The 22,945-nt window shown below is 45.5% G+C and carries 19 protein-coding genes and 1 pseudogene; 5 read left to right on the top strand and 15 right to left on the bottom strand.

What is annotated here, in order from left to right:
* Positions 1-463: 463 nt before the first annotated feature.
* The 3 genes from polA to hemB all read right to left on the bottom strand — a co-directional run bounded on the left by polA (position 464) and on the right by hemB (position 5,037).
* A complete protein-coding gene (polA, locus tag NB504_RS04070; protein WP_258428353.1) occupies positions 464-3,256 on the bottom strand; it encodes a DNA polymerase I in 2,793 nt (930 codons plus the stop codon).
* Positions 3,240-3,407 carry a hypothetical protein gene (locus tag NB504_RS04075; protein ID WP_156117117.1) on the bottom strand — a complete coding sequence of 56 codons (168 nt, stop codon included), beginning with the start codon at positions 3,405-3,407 and terminating at the stop codon, positions 3,240-3,242. Before NB504_RS04075 ends, polA begins: the two co-directional genes overlap by 17 nt.
* Before the next feature lie 583 nt (positions 3,408-3,990).
* Complete coding sequence (gene hemB / locus NB504_RS04080; protein ID WP_026028265.1) at positions 3,991-5,037, bottom strand: porphobilinogen synthase; 1,047 nt, start codon at positions 5,035-5,037, stop codon at positions 3,991-3,993.
* A 188-nt stretch (positions 5,038-5,225) separates the two neighbouring features.
* On the opposite strand from hemB, the gene NB504_RS04085 reads away from it, so the two are divergent.
* The gene (locus NB504_RS04085) at positions 5,226-5,987 is read left to right on the top strand and encodes a TatD family hydrolase (protein ID WP_105977175.1); all 762 of its coding nucleotides are present in this window, start codon (positions 5,226-5,228) and stop codon (positions 5,985-5,987) included.
* A gap of 279 nt (positions 5,988-6,266) precedes the next feature.
* Here NB504_RS04085 and tatC read toward each other — a convergent pair whose 3' ends face one another.
* The 7 genes from tatC to rmuC are packed head-to-tail and all read right to left on the bottom strand — an operon-like array spanning position 6,267 to position 12,401.
* Complete coding sequence (gene tatC, locus NB504_RS04090) at positions 6,267-7,019, bottom strand: twin-arginine translocase subunit TatC (RefSeq protein WP_010319843.1); 753 nt, start codon at positions 7,017-7,019, stop codon at positions 6,267-6,269.
* 60 nt (positions 7,020-7,079) lie between these two features.
* Entirely contained in the window at positions 7,080-7,487 is a 408-nt protein-coding gene (gene tatB / locus NB504_RS04095; protein ID WP_017050163.1) for a Sec-independent protein translocase protein TatB, read from the bottom strand.
* 3 nt (positions 7,488-7,490) lie between these two features.
* Positions 7,491-7,727 carry a Sec-independent protein translocase subunit TatA gene (gene tatA / locus NB504_RS04100; RefSeq protein WP_010319841.1) on the bottom strand — a complete coding sequence of 79 codons (237 nt, stop codon included), beginning with the start codon at positions 7,725-7,727 and terminating at the stop codon, positions 7,491-7,493.
* A 51-nt stretch (positions 7,728-7,778) separates the two neighbouring features.
* Positions 7,779-9,413, bottom strand: coding sequence for a ubiquinone biosynthesis regulatory protein kinase UbiB (gene ubiB / locus NB504_RS04105; RefSeq protein ID WP_013855638.1), 1,635 nt, complete (start codon positions 9,411-9,413; stop codon positions 7,779-7,781).
* Entirely contained in the window at positions 9,410-10,015 is a 606-nt protein-coding gene (locus tag NB504_RS04110; protein WP_258428354.1) for an SCP2 domain-containing protein, read from the bottom strand. Before NB504_RS04110 ends, ubiB begins: the two co-directional genes overlap by 4 nt.
* Before the next feature lie 9 nt (positions 10,016-10,024).
* A complete protein-coding gene (gene ubiE / locus NB504_RS04115; protein ID WP_010319838.1) occupies positions 10,025-10,807 on the bottom strand; it encodes a bifunctional demethylmenaquinone methyltransferase/2-methoxy-6-polyprenyl-1,4-benzoquinol methylase UbiE in 783 nt (260 codons plus the stop codon).
* 49 nt (positions 10,808-10,856) lie between these two features.
* Positions 10,857-12,401 (bottom strand): DNA recombination protein RmuC, encoded by a 1,545-nt coding sequence (rmuC, locus tag NB504_RS04120; protein ID WP_258428355.1) that lies wholly within the window; start codon positions 12,399-12,401, stop codon positions 10,857-10,859.
* 140 nt (positions 12,402-12,541) lie between these two features.
* Here rmuC and NB504_RS04125 point away from each other — a divergent pair, with 140 nt between their 5' ends.
* Positions 12,542-13,435: a DMT family transporter gene (locus NB504_RS04125; protein ID WP_258428356.1), complete on the top strand. Its 894-nt coding sequence runs from the start codon at positions 12,542-12,544 to the stop codon at positions 13,433-13,435.
* Positions 13,436-13,482: 47 nt separating this feature from the next.
* On the opposite strand, the gene araC is transcribed toward NB504_RS04125, so the two are convergent.
* The 5 genes from araC to NB504_RS04150 are packed head-to-tail and all read right to left on the bottom strand — an operon-like array spanning position 13,483 to position 18,934.
* Positions 13,483-14,322: an arabinose operon transcriptional regulator AraC gene (araC, locus tag NB504_RS04130; protein WP_029189931.1), complete on the bottom strand. Its 840-nt coding sequence runs from the start codon at positions 14,320-14,322 to the stop codon at positions 13,483-13,485.
* Between the two features lie 48 nt (positions 14,323-14,370).
* Positions 14,371-14,910, bottom strand: coding sequence for a hypothetical protein (locus tag NB504_RS04135; RefSeq protein ID WP_017044513.1), 540 nt, complete (start codon positions 14,908-14,910; stop codon positions 14,371-14,373).
* Positions 14,911-14,964: 54 nt separating this feature from the next.
* The gene (gene araA, locus NB504_RS04140; RefSeq protein ID WP_094133386.1) at positions 14,965-16,467 is read right to left on the bottom strand and encodes an L-arabinose isomerase; all 1,503 of its coding nucleotides are present in this window, start codon (positions 16,465-16,467) and stop codon (positions 14,965-14,967) included.
* Positions 16,468-16,476: 9 nt separating this feature from the next.
* Entirely contained in the window at positions 16,477-17,238 is a 762-nt protein-coding gene (locus NB504_RS04145) for an L-ribulose-5-phosphate 4-epimerase (RefSeq protein WP_013855631.1), read from the bottom strand.
* A complete protein-coding gene (locus NB504_RS04150) occupies positions 17,228-18,934 on the bottom strand; it encodes a ribulokinase (protein WP_172859033.1) in 1,707 nt (568 codons plus the stop codon). Before NB504_RS04150 ends, NB504_RS04145 begins: the two co-directional genes overlap by 11 nt.
* Before the next feature lie 365 nt (positions 18,935-19,299).
* Here NB504_RS04150 and NB504_RS04155 point away from each other — a divergent pair, with 365 nt between their 5' ends.
* The 3 genes and pseudogenes from NB504_RS04155 (at position 19,300) to araH (ending at position 22,892) form a co-directional block, all read left to right on the top strand.
* Positions 19,300-20,301 (top strand): arabinose ABC transporter substrate-binding protein, encoded by a 1,002-nt coding sequence (locus NB504_RS04155; RefSeq protein ID WP_172859034.1) that lies wholly within the window; start codon positions 19,300-19,302, stop codon positions 20,299-20,301.
* A gap of 75 nt (positions 20,302-20,376) precedes the next feature.
* A pseudogene (gene araG, locus NB504_RS04160) lies at positions 20,377-21,888 on the top strand (L-arabinose ABC transporter ATP-binding protein AraG).
* Between the two features lie 14 nt (positions 21,889-21,902).
* Positions 21,903-22,892: an L-arabinose ABC transporter permease AraH gene (gene araH, locus NB504_RS04165; protein WP_258428357.1), complete on the top strand. Its 990-nt coding sequence runs from the start codon at positions 21,903-21,905 to the stop codon at positions 22,890-22,892.
* Positions 22,893-22,945 lie beyond the last annotated feature (53 nt).

The following is a 22,945-nucleotide window of genomic DNA, read 5'->3' on the forward strand; positions in this document are numbered from 1 at the left end:
ATATTCATTGTGTTTGAGGCGAACTTGATTTCTCATTAGAAATAATCAAAGTGTGACTGTTAGCCAGTTACAGAATTGGGTGTTTATAAAAGAAACAAAGTAACTACTCAGCAATAGAATAGTGTGTTTTTATCACCTAAATTCTCGTAAAAAACAGTGATGAATATTTTCTTTGGCCCAATAAAAAACGCCCCAGTCAAATACTGACTGGGGCGGCTGAATCAGCCTAATCCAATAACGTGAAACAAAAGGTCTGAAAGATAGAACATCTTACCTCTGTACCCTACGAGAGTTAATGTATAACAAATGGTCAGAAATGAAAACTATTTTTGTAGTTTTTTTTCATGAAAATTTTATTAAACAACATAAAGTTTAAAATCAAGAACACTTGTTTCTAGGCCATAAAAAAGCCGACATTTGTGCGTCGGCTCATATAAATTAGCTAATTCTGCTCAAAAAACAACTAATGCGCCTGATCCCAGTTGTCTCCATGACCAGTATCCGCGACCAATGGCACCGCTAGTGTTGCTGCTGACTCCATCAATTGTTGTACTTTAATTTCAATTTCGGCTAAAGCCGTCTCTTGCACCTCAAACACCAGTTCATCGTGCACTTGCATCAAGAGTTTAACGCGTCCCTGTCCATGCTCCTCAATCCAAGCATCGACTAATAGCATCGCTTTTTTGATGATATCCGCAGCCGTACCTTGCATTGGAGCATTGATCGCAGCACGTTCAGCGGCTTTGCGGCGCATCCCATTACGCGATTTAATTTCAGGCAGATGCAAACGGCGACCAAATAAAGTTTCAACATAGCCAAGTTCACTAGCCGTAGAGCGTGTATCTTCCATGTATTGCATCACGCCAGGATAACGCTCAAAGTATTTATCCATATATTCTTGGGCTTCATAACGAGGAATACCGAGCTGCTTGGCTAAACCAAAGGCGCTCATCCCGTAAATCAAACCAAAGTTAACCGCTTTCGCACGGCGACGCTGCTCACTGCTGACTTGCTCAATACTCACTCCAAGAATTTCAGCCGCGGTCGCTGCATGGATATCTTTCCCTTGCTGGAATGCTTCAAGCAGCGCTTTATCGCCGGACAAGTGCGCCATAATGCGTAACTCAATTTGCGAGTAATCGATGGCCAGAATTTTCCAGCCATGAGGAGCGATAAAGGCTTGACGGATCCGGCGTCCTTCTTCGTTACGGATCGGAATGTTTTGCAAATTTGGATCGGTTGAAGACAAACGACCAGTGGCGGTTACAGCTTGGTGATACGAGGTATGCACTCGCCCTGTGGTTGGGTTGATCATTTTAGGCAGTTTATCGGTATAGGTTGATTTCAACTTAGCTAAACCACGATGTTCAATGATCACTTTAGGCAGAGGATAACCGTCGAGTGCCAACTCTTGCAGTACTTCTTCATTGGTGGAAGGTGTACCTGTTGGCGTTTTCTTAATCACCGGTAGCCCCATCTGTTCAAACAAAATGGTTTGCAGCTGTTTTGGTGAGCTTAGGTTGAAAGGTTGACTCGCGATATCAAACGCTTGTTGTTCTAGTTGCTCTAAACGAGCAGCGATTTCATGCGATTGCGCGCCAAGCAACATATCATCAATCATCACGCCAGTGCGTTCCATACGTGACAACACGGGAACAAGAGGTACTTCTATCTCTTGGTAGATGCGATTGAGCTTCTCATCTTGCTCAATATGACTCATCAAACGGTGATGAAGTCGCAAAGTCACATCAGCATCTTCCGCAGCGTACGGTGCCGCTTGCTCAAGTTCAATTTGGTTGAAGGTCAGCTGGTTTTTACCTTTGCCCGCCACCTGTTCAAATGAAATACAGCTGTGTTGCAAGAATCGTAGCGCCAAACTGTCCATATCATGTTTGCCACCGACGCTGTTGTACACATAAGATGCGAGCATCGTATCGTGCTTGATGCCTTTCATATTGATACCGTAACGCGCAACAATGCTGGCATCGTATTTTAGGTTCTGCCCCACTTTGGCTTGGCTTTCATCTTCTAAAATGGGTTTAAGTTGGGCGAGTACCCAATCACGGTCCAGTTGCTTTGGTGCATCAAGATAGTCATGCGCAACAGGTACATACGCTGCAACGCCCTCTTCGGTCGCAAAAGAGAGGCCAACTAAATTCGCTACCATATAATCGAGGCTGTCGGTTTCCGTATCAAACGCAAACACTTCTGCCGCTTTCAGTTTTTCTAACCAAGCATTAAATGTCTCTTCATCTAAAATGGTTTGATATTGGCTGCGATCAATCGTGGCGGCGGTTGTATCCATCTCCCTTGCTTGTGAAGAAGAAGTGTTTACCGCACCCACTTTTTCATCAGCGTCAATCACCCCATTACCACCATCCAGCAATTCTGTTAACCAAGATTTAAACGTGAGCTGACCATAAAGTTTAATCAACTCATCAATATTGGGCTGGGTTTTGCACAAGGTTTCTGGTTTCTCTTCCAAAGCGACATCCAGCTTGATGGTAGCTAATTGGTAAGAGAGAAAAGCGTTTTCACGGTTATCCGCCAGTTTTTGCGCCATGGTTTTAGAGCCGCGAAAACCCAATTGCGCAATTTTATCGAGGTTATCGTAAATTTGCTCTAGGCTGCCAATGCCTTGTAGTAACGCAATCGCTGTTTTCTCACCGACACCCGGTACACCAGGAATGTTATCGACTTTATCGCCCATCAAGGCCAGATAATCGATGATAAGCTCAGGAGGGATACCGAATTTTTCAATCACCCCTTCACGGTCAAGTACCACATTCGTCATGGTATTGATCAAGGTGACATTCTCGTCCACTAGCTGTGCCATGTCTTTATCACCAGTGCTGATCAGCACTGGCATGCCGGCTTGTGATGCTTGAGAGGCTAGCGTACCAATCACGTCATCGGCTTCGACACCTTCAATCGATATCAGCGGTAGCCCCATCGCACGGATGACATTGTGCAACGGCTCAATCTGACAACGTAGATCATCAGGCATTGGTGGACGGTTAGCTTTGTATTGTGGGTACATATCATCGCGGAAGGTTTTTCCTTTCGCGTCAAAAATAACCACCATACGCTCAGCGGAAAACTGGCGCATCATGCTACGGAGCATATTGACCACGCCATAGACAGCATTAGTTGGAATTTCGCCATTACTCATGGTGCCTGGGTAGGCATGAAATGCACGGTAAAGGTAAGAAGAGCCATCAATCAGAATGAACGGGTTGTCAGGTATGCGAGCCATAGTCTTTTGCAATCCAAAGCGAGTACGAAATGTAATGACTAAGGATGCCATGACTGTCTTGAGGATTCCACGCCAATGCACCTTGAGCAACGAAACATTTTGCTGATTTGTCCACCACCGCAAATGACATTCTGTGGATAACTCTGTTCATAGTTTTTATCCACTGGTTATTAAACAGTGATTAACGAGGAAAACAATGGTATTAACTTATTGTTTATAAATGAATAAAACAAAGATCGAACATTCCTATCATGATCTTTTTACGATCATTGATTGTGGAAAAGACTATCGATGGCCTTTTATTCACAACAAAAGCATCCTCTTGAAAATGAGCGATAAAAAAAGCGACACCCGAGGATGTCGCCTAGCAAAAACAGGTAAAACTAAGTGAAGTGATTCATTCAGCCTTACGATAAAGCTATAAATTACACTGGAAGCAATGTGAGCAATGTCGTGTCAAAAAGAACTTGCGCAAGTTCGTCGCCAATTTGTCTTGTTACTTTTAACACCTAGCAATTCGTTAATCGTAAACTCGACGTCCTTGTGAACTTCGCCATTCCCTAAGACACGGTTAATAATAATGATTCTCATTTAATTATCAACCCCTAAATGAGAAAAAATCTCATTTATTTTCTAATCATGCTAAAAACACCTACCCATCTATTTCATGAAATCTTTTTTTGATTTATTTTCAAATAGATAGAAAAATTCGCTCCCCTGTCTAAATTCACAACTTAGTTGTCTTGATGTAAATATTGTGCCGTTTTGGCGTTATCTTCTGCCAGCCACTGCGCAACGTCTTTAGCAAAATAGGTTAAAATGCCGTCTGCCCCAGCGCGTTTAAAGCACAATAATGACTCCATTACGGTTTCACGTTCTTTGAGCCAACCATTTAAAATGGCCGCTTTATGCATCGCATATTCGCCAGACACTTGATACGCAAACGTAGGAACTTGTAATTCAGATTTCACGCGGCGCACCACATCAAGGTATGGCATGCCGGGCTTCACCATCACCATGTCAGCCCCTTCATTGATATCCATCGCCACTTCGTGAATGGCTTCATCGCTGTTGGCCGGATCCATCTGATAGTTTTTCTTGTCTCCCCCTTTCAGGTTCGAAGAGGAACCAACCGCATCGCGGAATGGGCCGTAATAACATGACGCGTATTTCGCAGAGTAAGCCATGATCTGTGTATGAATAAAACCCGCCTCTTCAAGCGCTTCGCGGATCTTACCAATTCGTCCATCCATCATATCGGAAGGGGCAACCACATCGGCACCGGCTGCAGCGTGAGACAGCGCTTGTTTGATCAACACCTCGGTGGTCTCATCATTCATCACATAGCCACTTTCATCGATGATGCCATCTTGGCCATGGGTCGTGAAAGGATCCAGCGCGACGTCGGTAATGACACCCATTTGTGGTATATGCTCTTTTAATAATTTCACCGCACGTTGCACTAAGCCGTCAGGATTATGTGCTTCAGCAGCACACAAGCTTTTAGCATCTTGATTAACCACTGGAAAAAGTGCGATGGCTGGCACGCCGAGATTAGCCAAATACAGCGCTTCTTCGAGCATTAAGTCGATAGAGAGACGCTCAATACCGGGCATAGACTCCACTGGCTCGCGGCGATCTTTACCCATCAAAATAAACATGGGATAAATTAAATCATTAACCGATAACTGATTCTCAGCCATCAAACGGCGGCTAAAATCATGCTTGCGTAAGCGACGCATGCGACGCCCTGGGAACTGACCTTGAATGGATACTGACACTCTCTTCTCCTTGTTTATACGCGGTGTGAGAAAGCATTCTTTCTTCACTACCGCTATCGCTCAAGTGTGGCGAAATCATATCACTCTCGCTTTTTGACGCTAGCGCCAATCGACAAAAATCAGAAAAATGACCTCAGGCTCACACTTCCGTATACTGTTCTCCCATTCTCTGTTTATCGAGATACACCATGATTGACACTCACGCTCACATTTATGCCACTGAATTTGATCACGATCGAGATGAGGTCGTGCAACGCGCTAAGGCGCAAGGCATTGAGGCTATTTTGTTGCCCAATATCGATCTTGCCTCCATTGAGCCTATGCTTAAAACAGAAGCGGCTTACCCTGAACTTTGCCGATCGATGATGGGGCTGCACCCATGCTATGTAGATGGCAATGTGAAGCAAACGCTAGCGGTTATAGAATCTTGGCTCGATAAACACCCCTTTATCGCCATTGGTGAAATTGGCATTGATCTATATTGGGACAAAACCTTTCAGGCCGAACAAGAGATGGCTTTCGTCACTCAACTTAATTGGGCCAAAGAGCGCGATTTGCCTGTTGTCATCCACACCCGTGATTCCATCACTCAAACTCTACAACTGCTGGAAAAAGAGCAAGATGGCTCACTTAGCGGTGTATTCCACTGTTTTGGCGGCACGCTTGAAGAAGCTAAAGCAATTAATGAGCTAGGGTTTCATCTTGGGATTGGTGGTGTATCAACGTTTAAAAATGGCGGCATGGATAAAGTATTACCGCATCTCGATATGAACTTTGTTCTGCTAGAAACAGATTGTCCCTATTTAGCCCCTGTCCCTCACAGAGGTAAGCGCAACGAACCAGCTTACACAACGCTAGTTGCCAAACGCATCGCAGAACTCACCGAACTCTCGTTGGTTGAAGTGAATAACATTACAAACACTAATGCTAACTCACTGTTTAAATTATAATTTATAGAACTATAGATAGAATGATATACACATCAACATGATCTATATCACAAAAATAGTTATACAAACACTATAGTATGCGGCAAAATTTTAATACATAAACGTGGCTAATATGTGTGAACATGGTAATCACTTACAACGTCAACATCGAACCTTCTGGCAAAAACTTCTGGGCATCAAGGAAGTCTATCGATGCTCTCAGTGCGGTTATCTTTTGAAGATTAAATAGTCCACTATCATAGGTACAAAAAAGCGGCTATTCGCCGCTTTTTTCATGTATTAATGACTTTCATCTTCCGGTTCTTCCTCATCTTTGCGCACATAAAAACGAGCAAAGAAAAGTCCAACCTCAAACAATAAACACATCGGAATGGCGAGCAAGGTTTGCGACACCATATCAGGCGGCGTCAGTAACATACCCACCACAAATGCCCCAACCACGATATAAGGCCTTTTCTCACTCAAGGTTTTCGGCGTCGTCGCCCCCGTCCAACACAGTAAAATGATGGCGACGGGAACCTCAAAGGCGATACCAAAAGCGAAAAAGAGCGCAAGCACAAAATCGAGATAACTGGCAATGTCCGTTGCAAACTCAACACCGCCTAAAGAGATGGCCGTAAAAAAGCCAAACACCAGTGGAAATACCACAAAGTACGCAAACGCCACACCGCAATAGAACAACAATGAGCTTGAAAACATCAATGGCATGACTAAACGGCGTTCATGCTTATACAAACCTGGAGCGACAAAGGCCCAGATTTGATAAAGGATAAAAGGCACCGCGAGAAAAGCGGACGCGATTAAAGTAAGTTTGAGTGGCGTGAAAAAGGGCGAGGCAACATCGGTCGCAATCATCGTCGCCCCTTCAGGCAAACGCTCAACCAATGGTTTGGAGACAAAATCGTAGATGTCGCTAGAGAAATAGACTAAGCCGATAAAAATCACGATCACCGCAGCTATTGAACGCAATAAACGATCGCGTAGCTCTAGCAAGTGACTGATTAAAGGCTGTGTCTGCTCAACGGAAGACATATCGAACCTCGTATAAATAGAGCATAAGAGGAGGAGTTACAGTGGTAGCAATAACTCCTCCTACAGAGATGAGTCGGCTTTCTTATCGGCCGTTTCAGGCGACGAAATCGTTGTAGCGGGAATCACTTCAACGCTTTGTCCATCGTGCTCTGTTTTTGTTTCAGAGGGCGATGAGTTCGCATAAGGGCGTTGTACATCTTGCGCAGCCTGCTTGAGCTGATCCACAGAAGATTTCAGCTCTGGAGATAAATTTTCCATTCCCATTTGCTCTGCTTTACGCAAGTTTTCTTGCAGCTCTTGAATTTTGAGCTCATGTGCTAATTCATCTTTGACACTGTTCGCCATGTTCTTTGCTGTGCTAACAAATTTTGCCACACTGCGAATAGCATGAGGTAAACGCTCAGGGCCAAGAACGACCAACGCGACAACCGATATTAATACCAGCTCCCAAAAACCGATATCAAACACGTGTTAGGCCTGCTCTTTATCTTTTTTAGTCTCAGCAGTCGCTTCTGTCTTCTGCTGCTCTATATTTTTAGGTTCAAAATCTGCGTCTTTCTTGGCTGGCTCTTCATCGCTCATCGCCTTTTTGAACCCCTTAACCGCACCACCGAGATCGCTACCGATACCACGCAGTTTCTTGGTTCCAAATAGTAATACAACAATCACGGCAATAATTAGAAGTTGCCAAATACTGATACCACCCATTCTCTACACCTCAGGAATTTCTCAACAAATTGATTTCAAATAAAAGACCGCTTAACGACGGTAAGCACTCCAACTGAGTAGCCAAAATACAACACCTGCAATCGCACTGGTTATTGCAAACGGCTGATAAGCACTGGTCACTAATATCGCCGAGCATACGACCAAAGTGGCGCCAATACCAAATAAAAACTTTCCTGTTGCCTGTTGACGCTTACTGGCTCGATAACCTTGGTACAACTGATCCAACCTTTGGTTCATTGCTTTACCTTGTTTGAGGCTATCGTAAAGCAGCTCTGGCAATTCAGGTAATTTTTCAGCCCAAAGCGGAGCTCGCTCTTTCACTGCACGGATAAACGCTTGTGGCCCAACTTGGTTCATCATCCATTTTTCTAAAAATGGTTTAGCGGTTTGCCACAGGTCCAATTGAGGATAAAGCTGACGCCCTAACCCTTCGACATACAATAGCGTTTTTTGCAACAAGACCAATTGCGGCTGCACTTCCATATTGAAGCGACGAGCCGTGTTAAACAAGTTTAGCAACACATGACCAAATGAAATTTCGCACAATGGCTTGGCAAAAATTGGCTCACAGACCACGCGAATAGCAAACTCAAATTCATCGATGTTGGTTTCACGTGGAACCCAACCAGAATCAACGTGCAATTGTGCCACTCGGCGGTAATCTCGGTTGAAAAAAGCTAAGAAGTTTTCGGCTAAATAACGTTTATCTTCACTGTTTAAGGTACCGACAATACCACAATCTAAGCCAATCCATTGTGGATTGTCAGGATGCGCGGGATTAACAAAGACATTACCCGGGTGCATATCGGCATGGAAAAAACTGTCGCGGAACACTTGGGTAAAGAATACGCTCACCCCGCGTTCAGCAAGCAACTTCATATTAGTACCGTTGGCCGCTAAACCTTCAATATCAGAAACTTGAATGCCGTATATTCGCTCAGAAACCATGACCGTTTCATTACTAAAGTCAGGAATTATCTCTGGAATGTATAACTCTTCACTATTTTCAAAGTTACGACGCAGTTGAATGGCGTTGGCTGCTTCTCGGCGTAGATCGAGTTCAGCAAGCAGAGTTTTTTCGTATTCACGCACCACTTCAACGGGCTTCAGTCGCCTTGCTTCAGGTAATGCTTTGGCAACAATTTTCGCCATGCGATACATGAGTTTGATATCGGCATCAATCACTGGCCGAATATCTGGCCGAATCACCTTGAGTACGATTTCCCGGCCAGATGATTTGAGTTTGGCGGTATGGACTTGAGCAATCGATGCAGAAGCAAGTGGTTCAATATCAAATTCATCAAACCAAGTTTCTAAAGCGCCGCCCAACGCTTTTTCCATCTGAGTTTTAGCAAGTACACCATCAAACGGAGCGACTTTATCTTGCAGTAACGCAAGTTGGTCTGCGATGTGCGGTGGAAACAGGTCACGCCGCGTTGACATCATCTGACCAAACTTAATCCACACTGGACCAAGCTCTTGCAAGGCTAAGCGCAAGCGCTCACCTAATGGTTTGTCCGCATGCTGATTTTTAATCCAAAACAATCCTTTGCGCGCTAATATTGGCGCTTTAGTAAGTTGATGTTCTGGCAACAATTCATCTAGACCATATTCCAATTGTACCTTGATAATTCGGTACAACCGCTTGAGTTCAGTTGGCGTCATGCTTGCTCCAACAAGTGTTGAATTTTGGCTTCGATACGCGCCGCTTGGCTATTGAGATCATCCACTTGGTCACAAAAATAAGCCACCTCGAGCGAGCTGGGCAATAAACGCCACTCTTCCGTTAACACTTGGCTAAGATGGTTTTGATGCTTGCTTCGTTGTGATTGCAGCGCTTGGCCTATGTCTTTCACACCCTGCACTAAAGCGTGAGCCAGCACATCGCCCGTCAGGCGTGACAGCCACTCTTCAACATCCGGCTTGCAATCGGTGATCAACTGGGCAAATTTTTGAGCCAGTTGAATATCGCCCTCCAGCACCAACTTATCTTGTTTGATCAGTTGGGTGATGTTCGCTTGCTCGCGTAGCTCGGGCAAAATGGAAACATTGAGCGACAGGTAGCAATTCGACTCGCCTTCGTAAGCCGCTAACACATCAATTTGCTGGCTAAAAATGAAGGTCAGCATTTTATTGAACTCTTTGAGATGCACTTGGATGACTTGCCCTTTCAGGCGCGATAATCGGCGCACCAATTCAGGGTCGTCTTGAATTAAGGTGTTGAGTGTGGTCTCAATCGCGGCGGTAACTAAAGGCTCAAACGGCATGCTTAATCCTTAGAATTTGTAACCACGGTGCAGCGCAACAATACCGCCCGTTAAGTTGTAGTAACTCGTTTGCTCAAAACCAACCTGATCCATCATCCCTTTTAAGGTTTCTTGATCGGGATGCATGCGGATAGATTCCGCAAGATAGCGATAGCTGTCGGCATCATTGGCAATGATTTGGCCCATTTTCGGCAATAGATGGAACGAATACGCATCGTATACTTTGGATAATGGCTCAAGCACTGGCTTGGAGAACTCAAGCACCAACAAACGGCCACCCGGCTTTAAAACGCGGAACATCGAGCTCAGCGCTTTATCTTTGTCCGTCACATTACGCAGGCAAAAACTGATGGTGATGCAGTCGAAATAGTTATCTGGAAAAGGCAGCTCTTCGGCATTGGCTTGCACGTAATGTACGTTGCCAACCACACCCTTATCACGCAATTTATCGCGTCCGACATTGAGCATCGAGTTGTTGATATCAGCCAGAATAACATGACCTTTTTCGCCCACAATGCGTGAAAATTTGGCGGTTAGATCGCCCGTACCACCACCAAGATCCAAAATACGTTGGCCCGGGCGAGCGCCACTGCAATCAATGGTAAAACGCTTCCATAAGCGATGAATGCCACCAGACATCAGGTCATTCATCATGTCGTATTTGGCCGCAACCGAGTGAAAAACTTGCGCGACTTTGGCGACTTTTTCTTCTTTCGCTACGGTTTCAAAACCAAAGTGAGTGGTATTTTGTGTCTCTAATGCTGTTTTTGATTGCACGCTGGTATCCGTCATGAAGGTTCCTCTTGGGCAGCACTGTTTTGTTAAAGGCGACTGCGAGCGATCAGTTTACTTTATCCTCAGCGTGATGTCTTTCTACTAAAGGTGCATTTTCCACCGCACTGTCTGCCCATGCCTCATTTTGTGCTTGTTCGACCCATTCACTGTTTATGGAACGTTTTATCTCGACGCCAAGTTGTTTAAAACTTTCGGCTTGACGCAGTGCGTTGCCACGCCCTGTCGCGAGCTTATTCATCGCCCCTTGATAGTTTTGGTTTGCACGGTCTAACGCGCCGCCAAGCCCTTCCATATCCTCCATAAACAAGCGTAATTTATCGTACAATTTGCTTGCCCGCTCAGCGATCAACTTCGCGTTCTGGTTTTGTCGATCATTGCGCCATAAATTATCGATCGTACGCAGCGCAACCAACAAGGTGGTTGGGCTAACCAGCAAAATATTTTGCTCCATCGCCTCTTTTACCAAGCTGGGATCAGCTTGAATCGCCACTTGGAATGCAGGTTCGACGGGAATAAACATCAGCACGTAATCCAAACTTTGTAGCCCTTTGAGCTGATGATAATCTTTCTGACCGAGTCCTTTTATATGGGCGCGCAACGCAAGTAAATGCTCACTTAATGCGCGAGCACGTTCACTTTCAGTTTGAGCATGGAAATAACGCTCATAAGCCACCAGCGCCATTTTAGAGTCAATCACCACCTGTTTGTCGTGTGGCAAATTGACGATCACATCCGGTTGATAGCGCTTACCAGCCTCGTTTTGCAAACTGACTTGAGTGTGATATTCGTGCCCTTCACGCAGGCCCGATTCGGTCAGCACCCGCGCGAGAACCACTTCGCCCCAATTGCCTTGCTGTTTATTGTCGCCTTTCAGCGCTTGGGTCAAATTGAGTGCCTCTTGCGCCATCTGTTCATTGAGGCGTTGTAAGTTTTTCAATTCATGAACCAACGTATGGCGCTCTTTCGCTTCATGATTGAAGCTGTCATTGACCTGCTTTTTAAACCCTTCGAGCTGCTCTTTCAGTGGAGAAAGTAGCCCTTCCAAACTTTGACGGTTCTGCTGATCCACTTTCGCAGTTTTGACTTCAAATAACTGATTGGCTAGCTGCTCAAACTGCTGCTTTAGGCGTTCCTCAGCGTGTTCAAGTAACTGTAGTTTTTCTTGGCTCGATTGAATTTGCTGTTCATGCCGCGCTTCTTGCTCACGCAGTTGAGCCTCAAGTTGCGATTTCTGCTCACGCAGAGCGTGCGCATCTTCCATGCTCTGTTGCCGCTCTTGCTTAACCACTTCGAAATAGCGCAACTTTTCCATCGCGGCCATGAATTTCCCGTGCGATTGCTTAAGCTCAAATGCGGCTTTATCTCGTTCTTCATCCAGCTCATCCAACTCTTGTCGCGCCTGCTGCAAGGCTTGTTTGAGTTCGATTATCTGCTGCTGATGATGGGCTTGATAAGTCTCTAACTGCTGTTGTAATAGCTCACTTTTCAAATTGAGCTTCTGCTTAACCCACCAGCCAGCCACTGAGCCGCTCAGCACGGCGCTGCCTAACGTTGAAAGCACTAACGCTTGATTTTCGATAATCCATTGCATGATAACGGGTTAACTCATTTTATCAGTCATGGACAAATGGTATTTCGATACTGGATAAATGTCCAGTTTGTACAAGTTAACAGCAAACTATAGACTTGCGCCGCTGAACACTATTTCAACAATTATTCTAACGAGGATTCATGGAAGAACGACGCGCACTCGGCTTTGGCTTATCTGCCGTATTATTGTGGTCAACGGTTGCCACGGCTTTCAAACTTACGCTGGCTGAATTTACGCCGATCCAGATGCTGACGGTTGCGAGTACTGTCTCTGGGTGCGTACTGCTGGGCATTTGCGCGCTGCAAGGCAAGCTCAACCAAGTGGTGAGTACCTTTCTCGCTAACCCTTGGTATTACTTATTATTGGGCTTAATTAACCCTCTCGCATACTACCTCATTCTGTTTAAGGCCTACTCACTGCTGCCCGCCTCTCAAGCGCAAGCAATCAACTACAGTTGGGCCATCACCCTGACACTGATGGCCGCTGTATTTTTAGGACAAACCATCCGTAAACAAGATTGGATAGCGTGTGCACTGAGCTATTTTGGTGTAGTGGTTATCGCGACTAAGGGTGATATTTTAGCCATGCAGTTTGATAGCCCGCTGGGTGTTGGGCTGGCACTACTATCAACGCTTCTTTGGGCTGGCTACTGGATTCTTAATACCAAAAACACCGCCGACCCCGTGATTGGCGTTTTACTGGGGTTTTTGATCGCCATCCCTTTTGCGATTGGTTTAAGTTGTTATGAAGGTGCAAGCTGGCATCAGATTACGATTAAAGGATGGAGCGCGGTAACTTATGTCGGCTTGTTTGAAATGGGGATCACCTTCGTGCTGTGGTTGAGTGCATTAAAACTCACGGCCAACACCGCAAGGATCAGCAATCTCATTTTTGCTTCACCTTTCATCTCACTGCTGTTGCTGGCTACTATTATTGGCGAAACTATTCACCCCACCACTCTGATTGGTTTAGTGCTGATCATCACAGGGCTTGTCGTGCAGCAGTTTAAAACGCCTAAAACGATCACTCAATGACAGCGACCCAAATTGACGAAAAGCCCAAACGGACAGATTGCATAGGTTTACAAAGTAATTTGATCGCGGTAAATCTTAGGGCTCACACCGGCCTTACGTTTAAAAACACGAGAAAAATAGAGTGGGTCTGAATAGCCCACAATTCGACCAATGTGATTGACCGAGTAGTTAGACGTGACCAGTAATTGTTTGGCTCGGCTGATCCTTTGGTCGTCGCGCCATTGGGTTATGGTCATCTCCATTTCAGAACGAAATAGATGGCCTAAACGCGATGGTGATAAACAGATATGGGCCGAAACATCCTCGATAGTGAAGTCTTGATTGAGGTTTTGCGTCATATAATTCATCGCTTCCACCACCCTAGGGTCAAGCGGTTTGCTGACAACGTCCGGTTGCAGTGTCTTACATCTAATCAATAATTGTTCGAGCAAGTTAATCGACAAATCATTTCGATAAGGGACATCTTGTTTTGAAGTGTATTCAATATCGATAAACAGGTTTTCAATATATCGAATGGTATTCTCATCCAACCCTTGCGTTAAGTAGACGCCATTTTTTTGCTGTTGCCATGTTAGCCAGTCATGCCAAAAGGCTCGTGGCCGAAAATAAACCCAACGGTGAAACCAAGAAGCACAATCTTTTTTTCGATGATAATAGTGAGCCGCTGTTGGAGGGAAAAGAAGTAAGTCTCCAGGTTTCACGTGAAACTCATCTTCGCCATAAAAAATGGTTCCCTCGCCTTTGCTCGTAAAATTGACAATAAAACCTTTCATGCCATTAGGTCGATCAATCGTAAAATCCAGTTCATCTCCCTCAATAATTGGCGTTAGTCCAGCCACTAAATGAGCATTAAAGTTATATCCAGGTTTTAGAGGGTTATTCTGCATGGGGGCAATATTCACTGTAATTTACGTGTAGTGTAAGCAACCTCTTCGTTAAGTACGATTTTTCAGTTCACACTTTTCATCTAAGACTATCCATTGGGTCGCAGAAAAAGCCTCACAGAAGCCATGTCCTACGGGTTCGATTAAGTATTCACTGGGTTGGTCATTACGTTTTCTTTGCCAACCTTTAATCGAAGAGATGATGTCTTCAGGTTGCGTGGCCAGTTGGTGGCTAACGTCTGTTTGAGTAATGTGATGTCGAATATCAAGCCGAGTTGGGATGCTGTTTCGCGCAAGATAATCAATCACCAATGCACCTTGAAAAAAGGTGTAAGTCATACTCAATGAGAGTGTTTCGTTAAGCTGAATGTTGCACCACTGCTCTAAATGGTTTTGCTTAGATCTGAAATGCCAAACCACAGAGCGCATATCAATGATAAGCCCATTGTTGATCAGCTCAAGCTGCCCAACGAATACAGGTTTATCCTCACAACACAGCTGAAATTGATCGGGTGTATCGGCTTTTAATTCCAAATACCACTCTTTATAACGCAGTAATGGTAAGCCAGTGGATAAAGGAAGAGCATTCATGTTCACACCATAGCTTAATGAACACTCCCTCAGATGAGGGAGTGTTCAGCGAGTCTAAATACCTGAAGATAAACGGTAATAAACGCTGTTTGTTTTGAGTGCGGACTTGAATGGATACAAGGAGGTTTGGTTATCGATTAATACCATTTCGATCCCCGCCATTTCGGCATAATCAGCTAACATCTCAACGCTCACCGCTTGGCTGTATACGGTATGATGCGCGCCACCCGCATGGATCCATGCTGCGGCTGCCGTTTCAAGGTTGGGTTGCGGCGTCCATAACGCATGCGCCACGGGTAATTTAGGTAGCGATTGTGGTGGAGTTTGAGTATCGACCGTATTGACTATCATGCGAAAGCGATTTCCAAGATCAATCAAGGATACGTTTACCGCAGGCCCCGCTTTTCCGCTGAACATCATACGAGCAATATCGCATTTGCAGCCAATAGTGTGACGATGAATTTCAATCTTTGGCTTGTCTTGAGCAATAGAAGGGCAAACTTCCAGCATATGAGCGCCGAGCACTTGGCTTTGCTGACCAAAGTTGTAGGTGTAGTCTTCCATGAACGATGTTCCGCCCACTCGGCCTTGCCCCATCACTTTCATAATGCGAGTCATCGCTGCGGTCTTCCAATCCCCCTCACCGCCGTACCCGAAGCCTTTTTCCATCAAGCGTTGTGTGGCCAAGCCCGGCAGGTTCGAAATACCCGATAAATTTTCAAAGGTGTTGGTGAATGCCTTCGCACCCACGGAATCCAAGAAACGCAGCATACCCAATTCCAACTTCGCTTCTTGGGTTAGAATATTGATACTTGCGCTGTCTTTGAAAAGTTCAGGGCTCATGGTGTAGCAAGAAGCGTATTCATCCATTAAAGCCTTAGCATCACTGTCTGAAACTTGATTGACGCTCTCGCTCAGCTCACCCAAACCATAGCCATGAACTTCATAACCAAATTGAATTTGCGCAGAGACTTTGTTTCCTTCCGTCACCGCGACTTGACGCATGTTGTCGCCAAAACGCGCTACTTTAAGCGACTTCCCTTCATGAATAGCAATCGCTGCACGGCACCAATCATCCACCTGTTGGTGAACAATCGGGCTCTCCCAATGCCCCACGACTACTTTTCGATCAATCCCCAGTCGCGTGCCAATAAAACCAAACTCACGACAACCATGGGCACTTTGATTTAGGTTCATAAAGCCCATATCAATTTCATCCCAAGGCAGGGCCGCATTGAATTGAGTATGAAGATGCAAGAACGGCTTATTGAGCTGGCTTAACCCCGCAATCCACATTTTTGCAGGCGAGAATGTGTGCATCCAAAGCACGAGACCAATACATGAATCATCATTATTGGCTTGGCGACAAACCTCTAATATCTCATCTGGCGTCTTCACTGTACCTTTGTTCACCAAAGGAACTGAAATGGCTGGAGAGTGATTTAAACCATGGATAATTTCTTGGCTATTTTGCGCGACATTTTGTAATACTTGAGGTCCGTAAAGGTGCTGCGACCCAGTGACAAACCACACTTGTTGATTGGTAAACGTGTTCATTGTTATCCCTTATTTATTTTTTACATTACTTTGACCGTAATAAGCATTAGCTCCGTGTTTACGTAAGTAATGTTTATCCAGTAGGGCTTGATTGATGAATGTCACTTGAGGGTTGATCTGCAAAGTTTGCAGTGCCATTTTGGCGACAACCTCCATGACAACTGAGTTATGAACGGCGTGATCAGCATCCTTACCCCAGCTGAATGGGCCGTGTTCATTAACAATAACCCCAGGAATGGCCAACACTTCACCACCACTGATCGTTTCAATGATGACCTTGCCTGTATGGTGTTCGTAGTCGGTTGCGATTTCGGCATTGGTCAAGGGGCGAGTACAGGGAATGCTGCCGTAGAAATAGTCAGCATGAGTAGTACCCAATGCTGGAATGGCTTTACCTGCTTGAGCCCAAGAGGTGGCATGAGGAGAATGCGTGTGCACAATGCCGCCAAGTTCTGGGTAAGCGCGATATAAGGCCAAATGGGTAGCCGTGTCAGAAGAGGGTTTAAGATCGCCCTCGACAACTAAGCCATTCAGATCAACCACCACCATATTGCCGGCATTGAGTGCTTCGTATTCGACGCCACTTGGCTTAATCACAACTAACCCTGTTAAGCGGTCAATGCCTGATACATTGCCCCAAGTAAAGGTAACTAAACCGTGGGTCTGTAGCGCCATATTGGCTTGCCATACTTGCTGCCGAAGCTCACTCAGACGTTGCTTTGCTTGTGGGTCGCTTGCTAAATTGAAGCCTAGAGAAGTCTTAACACTCATCAGTACACTCCTGTGCCAACAAGAATTCAGAAAATTGTTCGATCTGCCGCCCTAACTGGCGATAAGCATGATAACGCCATTCGCTGGTCCCTTTGGTATCAGCATCTGGGTAGTAAACATCGCAGATTGGGCTCGCCATTTGAGTTTGAGCTTGCTCGGCATCGCTATAAACCCCGGCCGCAATAGCTGCAAAAATGGCCGCACCTAATGCACAACACTGCTCTGAAGCAACAACGGCGATTTCTCGCCCAATGACATTGGCACAGGTTTGCATCACAAATGGTGACTTCTGAGAAATTCCGCCAATGGCGATGACACGTTTCACTTCGACACCTTGCTCAACGAAACAATCGACGATTGATTTCGCGCCATGAGCCGTTGATTCCACCAGTGATGCAAAGATATCTGGTGCACTAGAGCCTAAATTCAGCCCCGTAATTGCGCCTTTGAGACGCTGATTGGCATAAGGCGTTCGCCGCCCGTTATGCCAATCTAAGGCAAGAGGCGTTTCCAGTTGCAGACGTTTTGACTGTGCTTCCGCCGTAAGTTGAGGAATTAACAAGGCCTCAGCGGCGTCCAGATCAACTCCTAATTGTGGGTTTTGCTTAGCCAGTTGTGCGATTGGCCACAACATCACACGTTTGTACCAAGCATAAATATCACCAAATGCTGATTGCCCAGCCTCCAGTGCCATTAAGTCTGGCATCGCACTACCCGCAACTTGGCCACATATTCCATGAATGGTTCGATCACCGATACTTTGTGCATCCACCATCAAAATATCGCATGTTGACGTACCAATAACTTTCACTAAATCATGTTCGCCAGCGCCAGCGCCCACCGCGCCCATATGGCAATCAAAAGCACCAATGGCAATGGCAATTCCCTCTGGTAAGCCTAACCGCTGCGCCCACTCCGCACTCAGATGCCCAGCTAATTGGTCTGAGGTGTATACCTCAGTAAACATTCGATCTCGCATGTCATCGAGCGTGGGAGAAATGGCCGATAAAAAATCTTGCGAAGGTAAACCGCCCCAGCTTTCATGCCACATCGCCTTATGCCCTGCAGCACAAATACCGCGGCGTAAATTTGTAGGATGCTGACACCCTGCAAGGAGAGCTGGAACCCAATCACACAACTCAACCCAGCTATGGATATAAGGAACAAGCCCTGCATCTTGTTCCGCTACCCACGCGGCTTTCGCCCAAAACCACTCCGATGAATACAATCCCCCGATGTATTTGGTGTAGTCTGGAAAAGTGTGTGAATGGGCCAGCTCATTAATGCGTTCCGCTTTGGTCACGGAAGTATGATCTTTCCATAAGATAAACATGGCGTTGGGGTTATGCTCAAACTCAGGAAGCAACGCCAACACATTGCCCTCTTTATCGATAGGGGCTGGAGTTGAACCCGTACTGTCCACGCCAATGCCAACAACAGATTGTGCGATCTCTGTGGAAACCTGCGCCAACGTTTCTCGGACAGCAATGGTCAGAGACTCAATATAATCAAGAGGATGATGACGAAATTGAGATTGGTTCGAGTCGCTGTATTGTCCTTTTACCCACCTTGGGTAGTTAGCCACGCCAGACGCAACCTCTTCACCATTGCGAGCATTCACCAATAAAGCTCGTACAGAATCAGAGCCAAAATCTAAGCCGATCACGTAAGGTGAATCTATATTCAAATTATTCATGGTCACTCCACATCAGACCGATTAACTGCCTATTTTTATAACGGTCTTACGTCAATATCACCATGAACCCAATAGCTAAAAATATGGATAAATTAGTCGACACACTCATTCTGTGCTAATGGTTTTAAAATCATCACTTCAGCTTTTCTCCAGAAAAAAAAGCGCATAAAAACGCCAAATAGCCGATGTACATATAAAATCAAACACATAAAACCATAAAAAGTGAGAGGTACTTCATGCCCTACCTCGCTACATGAATGGACAAAAACGCTACATTTTTCTGCTGTGATTTTCATCACTTCAAAGCTCGTCAACTTCCTTAAGTATGGAGATGAAACAACCCTACCAGTGGACGGACAAATAAGATGAAAAGCATAAAAACCACACTCGCTGCCGCAATACTCACCGGAACCGCATTATTCAGTATTTCTGCTAATGCCTTTTTCGGTAGCAACGATGAACTCAAATTAGGTTATTTGGTAAAACAACCTGAAGAGCCTTGGTTCCAAACAGAATGGAATTTTGCTGAGCAAGCAGGTAAGCAATATAACTTTGAAGTGATCAAAATGGCGGTGCCTGATGGAGAAAAAACACTGAACGCTATCGATACGCTAGCGGCAAGTGGCGCCAAAGGCTTTGTCATCTGCACACCTGACCCTAAGCTTGGGCCTGCAATTATGGCTAAAGCAAAAAGCTACGATTTGAAAGTCATCACGGTTGATGACCAGTTCCTTAATGCGAAAGGCGAACCGATGACAAACGTGCCTTTGGTGATGATGGCTGCCAGTGAAATTGGTTATCGCCAAGGTTCTGAACTGTACAAAGAGATGACAAAACGTAGCTGGGATACCGCAACAACGGGCGTTATGGCCATAACCGCAGACGAGCTGGATACCGCGCGTCGTCGTGTCGATGGTTCGATTAAGGCACTGAAAGAAGCGGGTTTCCCATCCAACCAGATTTACCGCGTACCAACCAAAGCAAATGACATCCCTGGCGCTCTGGATGCAGCAAACTCGCTACTGGTGCAATACCCAATGGTCAAGCAGTGGCTTATCGTCGGTATGAACGACAATACCGTTCTCGGCGGAGTTCGTGCGACAGAAGGACAAGGGTTTAACGCAAGTAATGTGATTGGTGTTGGCATTAATGGCGTCGATGCTGTCAGTGAATTAGCTAAATCGAAACCAACAGGGTTCTATGGTTCTCTTTTACCGAGCCCAGATGTACACGGCTTCAAAAGCATCGAATCACTTTATAAATGGGTGAAAGACGGTGTTGAACCACAAAAATTCGTTGAAGTGACGGACGTTGTCTTAATTACTCGCGACAACTACGAAGCAGAACTGGCGAAGAAAGGCCTGTAAGGCGTTCGTCGTCAATGGCTAAAAGCGGTACAGCTTCTTCGTACCGCTTTCGCGAAGTAAACAGGAGTACAGACTATGGCAGCTTCACACTCTTGCTTAGAGTTTTGCCAAATATCAAAACACTTTACGGGTGTTAAGGCACTGACCGACATTAGCTTTCGCGTTAACAGCGGTAGTGTTCATGCCTTAATGGGAGAGAATGGGGCCGGGAAATCGACTCTATTGAAAACGCTAAGCGGGCTGCATCAACCCACCCACGGCAAGCTGCTCATTGATGGGCATCCAGTAACATTTCAATCAACGGTTGACGCATTAGAGCAAGGTATCGCCATTATTTATCAAGAGCTTAATTTGGTTCCTGAACTCAGCGTGGCAGAAAACATTTTCTTAGGGCAACTTCCCACTAAACATGGCCGAGTCGATACCGAAACTCTCAATCGCAACGCACGTAAACAGTTATTGCGCTTGGGGGAAAATTTTGACCCCTCTCGCCCATTAAAAGAGTTTTCTATTGGCCAGTGGCAAATGGTTGAAATTGCCAAAGCGCTAAGTCGCAATGCACACATCATCGCTTTTGACGAACCAACCAGCAGCTTGTCTCAACGTGAAATTGAAAACCTATTTAAAGTGATCCGCGAATTGCGCGACGACGGCAAAATCATTCTTTACGTTTCTCATCGTATGGAAGAAATATTCGCTCTGTGTGATGCAATCACCATCTTCAAAGATGGTACTCATGTGCAAACCTGTTATGACCTTTCGACTCTCACTCATGACCGTTTGGTTGAGTTAATGGTTGGCCGGGAAATCAATGACATTTACAACTACCGCTCTCGTCCTCTTGGTCAAAGTGGATTAGCGATTAAAAACCTGATGGGCAGAGGGCTCACCGCTCCTCTATAGCTAGAAATAAAACAGGGAGAAATATTAGGTTTGTTTGGTCTGGTCGGTGCGGGCAGAACAGAACTTACCCGTTTGATTTTCGGAGCAGAAAAAGCCACCGCGGGCGATGTTTATCTTCACGGACAAAAAATACGGATTACTAAACCTGAAGATGCCATTCGGGCGGGCATTACCTTATGCCCTGAAGATCGCAAAGCAGACGGTATCGTGCCTATTTTATCGGTGCAAGAAAACACCAACATTAGCGCTCGTCCATGGCATCTAAAGCTTGGCGGGTTAATCAACTTCCAGTGGGAGTCGAGCAATGCCCTCAAACAAAACCTGTCATTAAACGTCAAAACCGCTTCGTTAGATCAACCCATTGGCGAGCTCTCCGGTGGCAATCAACAAAAAGTGATCCTTGGTCGTTGGTTATCTACCGATATGAGCGTCATTTTGCTAGATGAGCCGACGCGCGGCATTGATGTTGGCGCTAAGTCTGAGATATACGAGTTGATCTTCAAATTGGCAGAAAATGGCGTGACTGTCTTAGTTGTCTCTAGTGACATGCCTGAAGTGCTTGGTATCGCTGACCGATTACTGGTTATGAAAGATGGCAAAGTAACTGGTGAATTAACACGAACTGAATTTAACGAACAATCTGCGTTGCGTCTTGCCATGATTGGCAACGACGTCGCTGCGTAAAAAGGAATATCCTAATGGCTGTAACGAGTTCAACCAAAATAGACAATACCGAGAGCCCGACTCGCTCTTTTAAGTTCTCTTCCATCTGGGATAAGTTCGGCATGCTGATGGTCTTTGCTGGCCTATTTTTGCTTTGCAGTTTATTTGTCCCTTATTTTGCTACATTCATTAATATGAAAGGGCTCGGTCTGGCTATTTCCATGAGCGGCATGGTTGCGTGCGCAATGCTCTTTTGCCTAGCCTGCGGGGATTTAGATCTCTCGATTGCTTCGGTTATTGCCTGCTCTGGCGTAGTCACGGCGGTAGCGATTAACGCAACCAGCAGTGTGGTATTGGGTATCGGCGCAGGCTTACTTTCAGGTGTACTCTTTGGTTTGCTAAATGGCTTCGTTATTGCCAAATTGCAGATCAATGCGCTGATAACGACTCTCGCAACGATGCAAATAGCTCGTGGTCTTGGTTATATCATCTCTGACGGTAAGGCGGTTGGGATCACTGAAGAACATTTCTTCACCCTAGGTAACTCCTCTTTACTTGGTATCCCAACGCCAATTTGGTTAACCATAGTCACCTTCGCTATTTTTGCCTTTTTACTAAATCGTACGGTTTATGGGCGCAATACATTAGCGATTGGCGGTAATGAAGAAGCCGCACCATTAGCGGGTGTTAACGTCGTAAAAACTAAAATCATCATTTTCACTATCTCTGGCTTTATCTCTGCGCTCGCTGGGGTTATTTTAGCCGCGCGTATGACCAGCGGTCAGCCGATGACTTCCGTCGGTTTTGAGTTAGTGGTCATCTCTGCTTGTGTGCTCGGTGGGGTATCGCTCAAAGGCGGGATAGGTAAAGTATCTTACGTTATTGCGGGTGTGCTCATCCTCGGTACGGTAGAGAATGCGATGAATCTACTGAATATGTCACCTTTTTCTCAATACGTAGTGCGAGGAACTATTTTGCTCGCGGCGGTTATCTTTGACCGCTATAAACAAAATAAATCCAGCTAGAAGCAACTCATTGCCACACAACAAAAAAGAAGGGCTAACCTGTGCAGCTCTTC

The organism is Vibrio sp. RM-69-4, from assembly GCF_024743775.1.
Classification (GTDB): Bacteria; Pseudomonadota; Gammaproteobacteria; order Enterobacterales; family Vibrionaceae; genus Vibrio; species Vibrio anguillarum.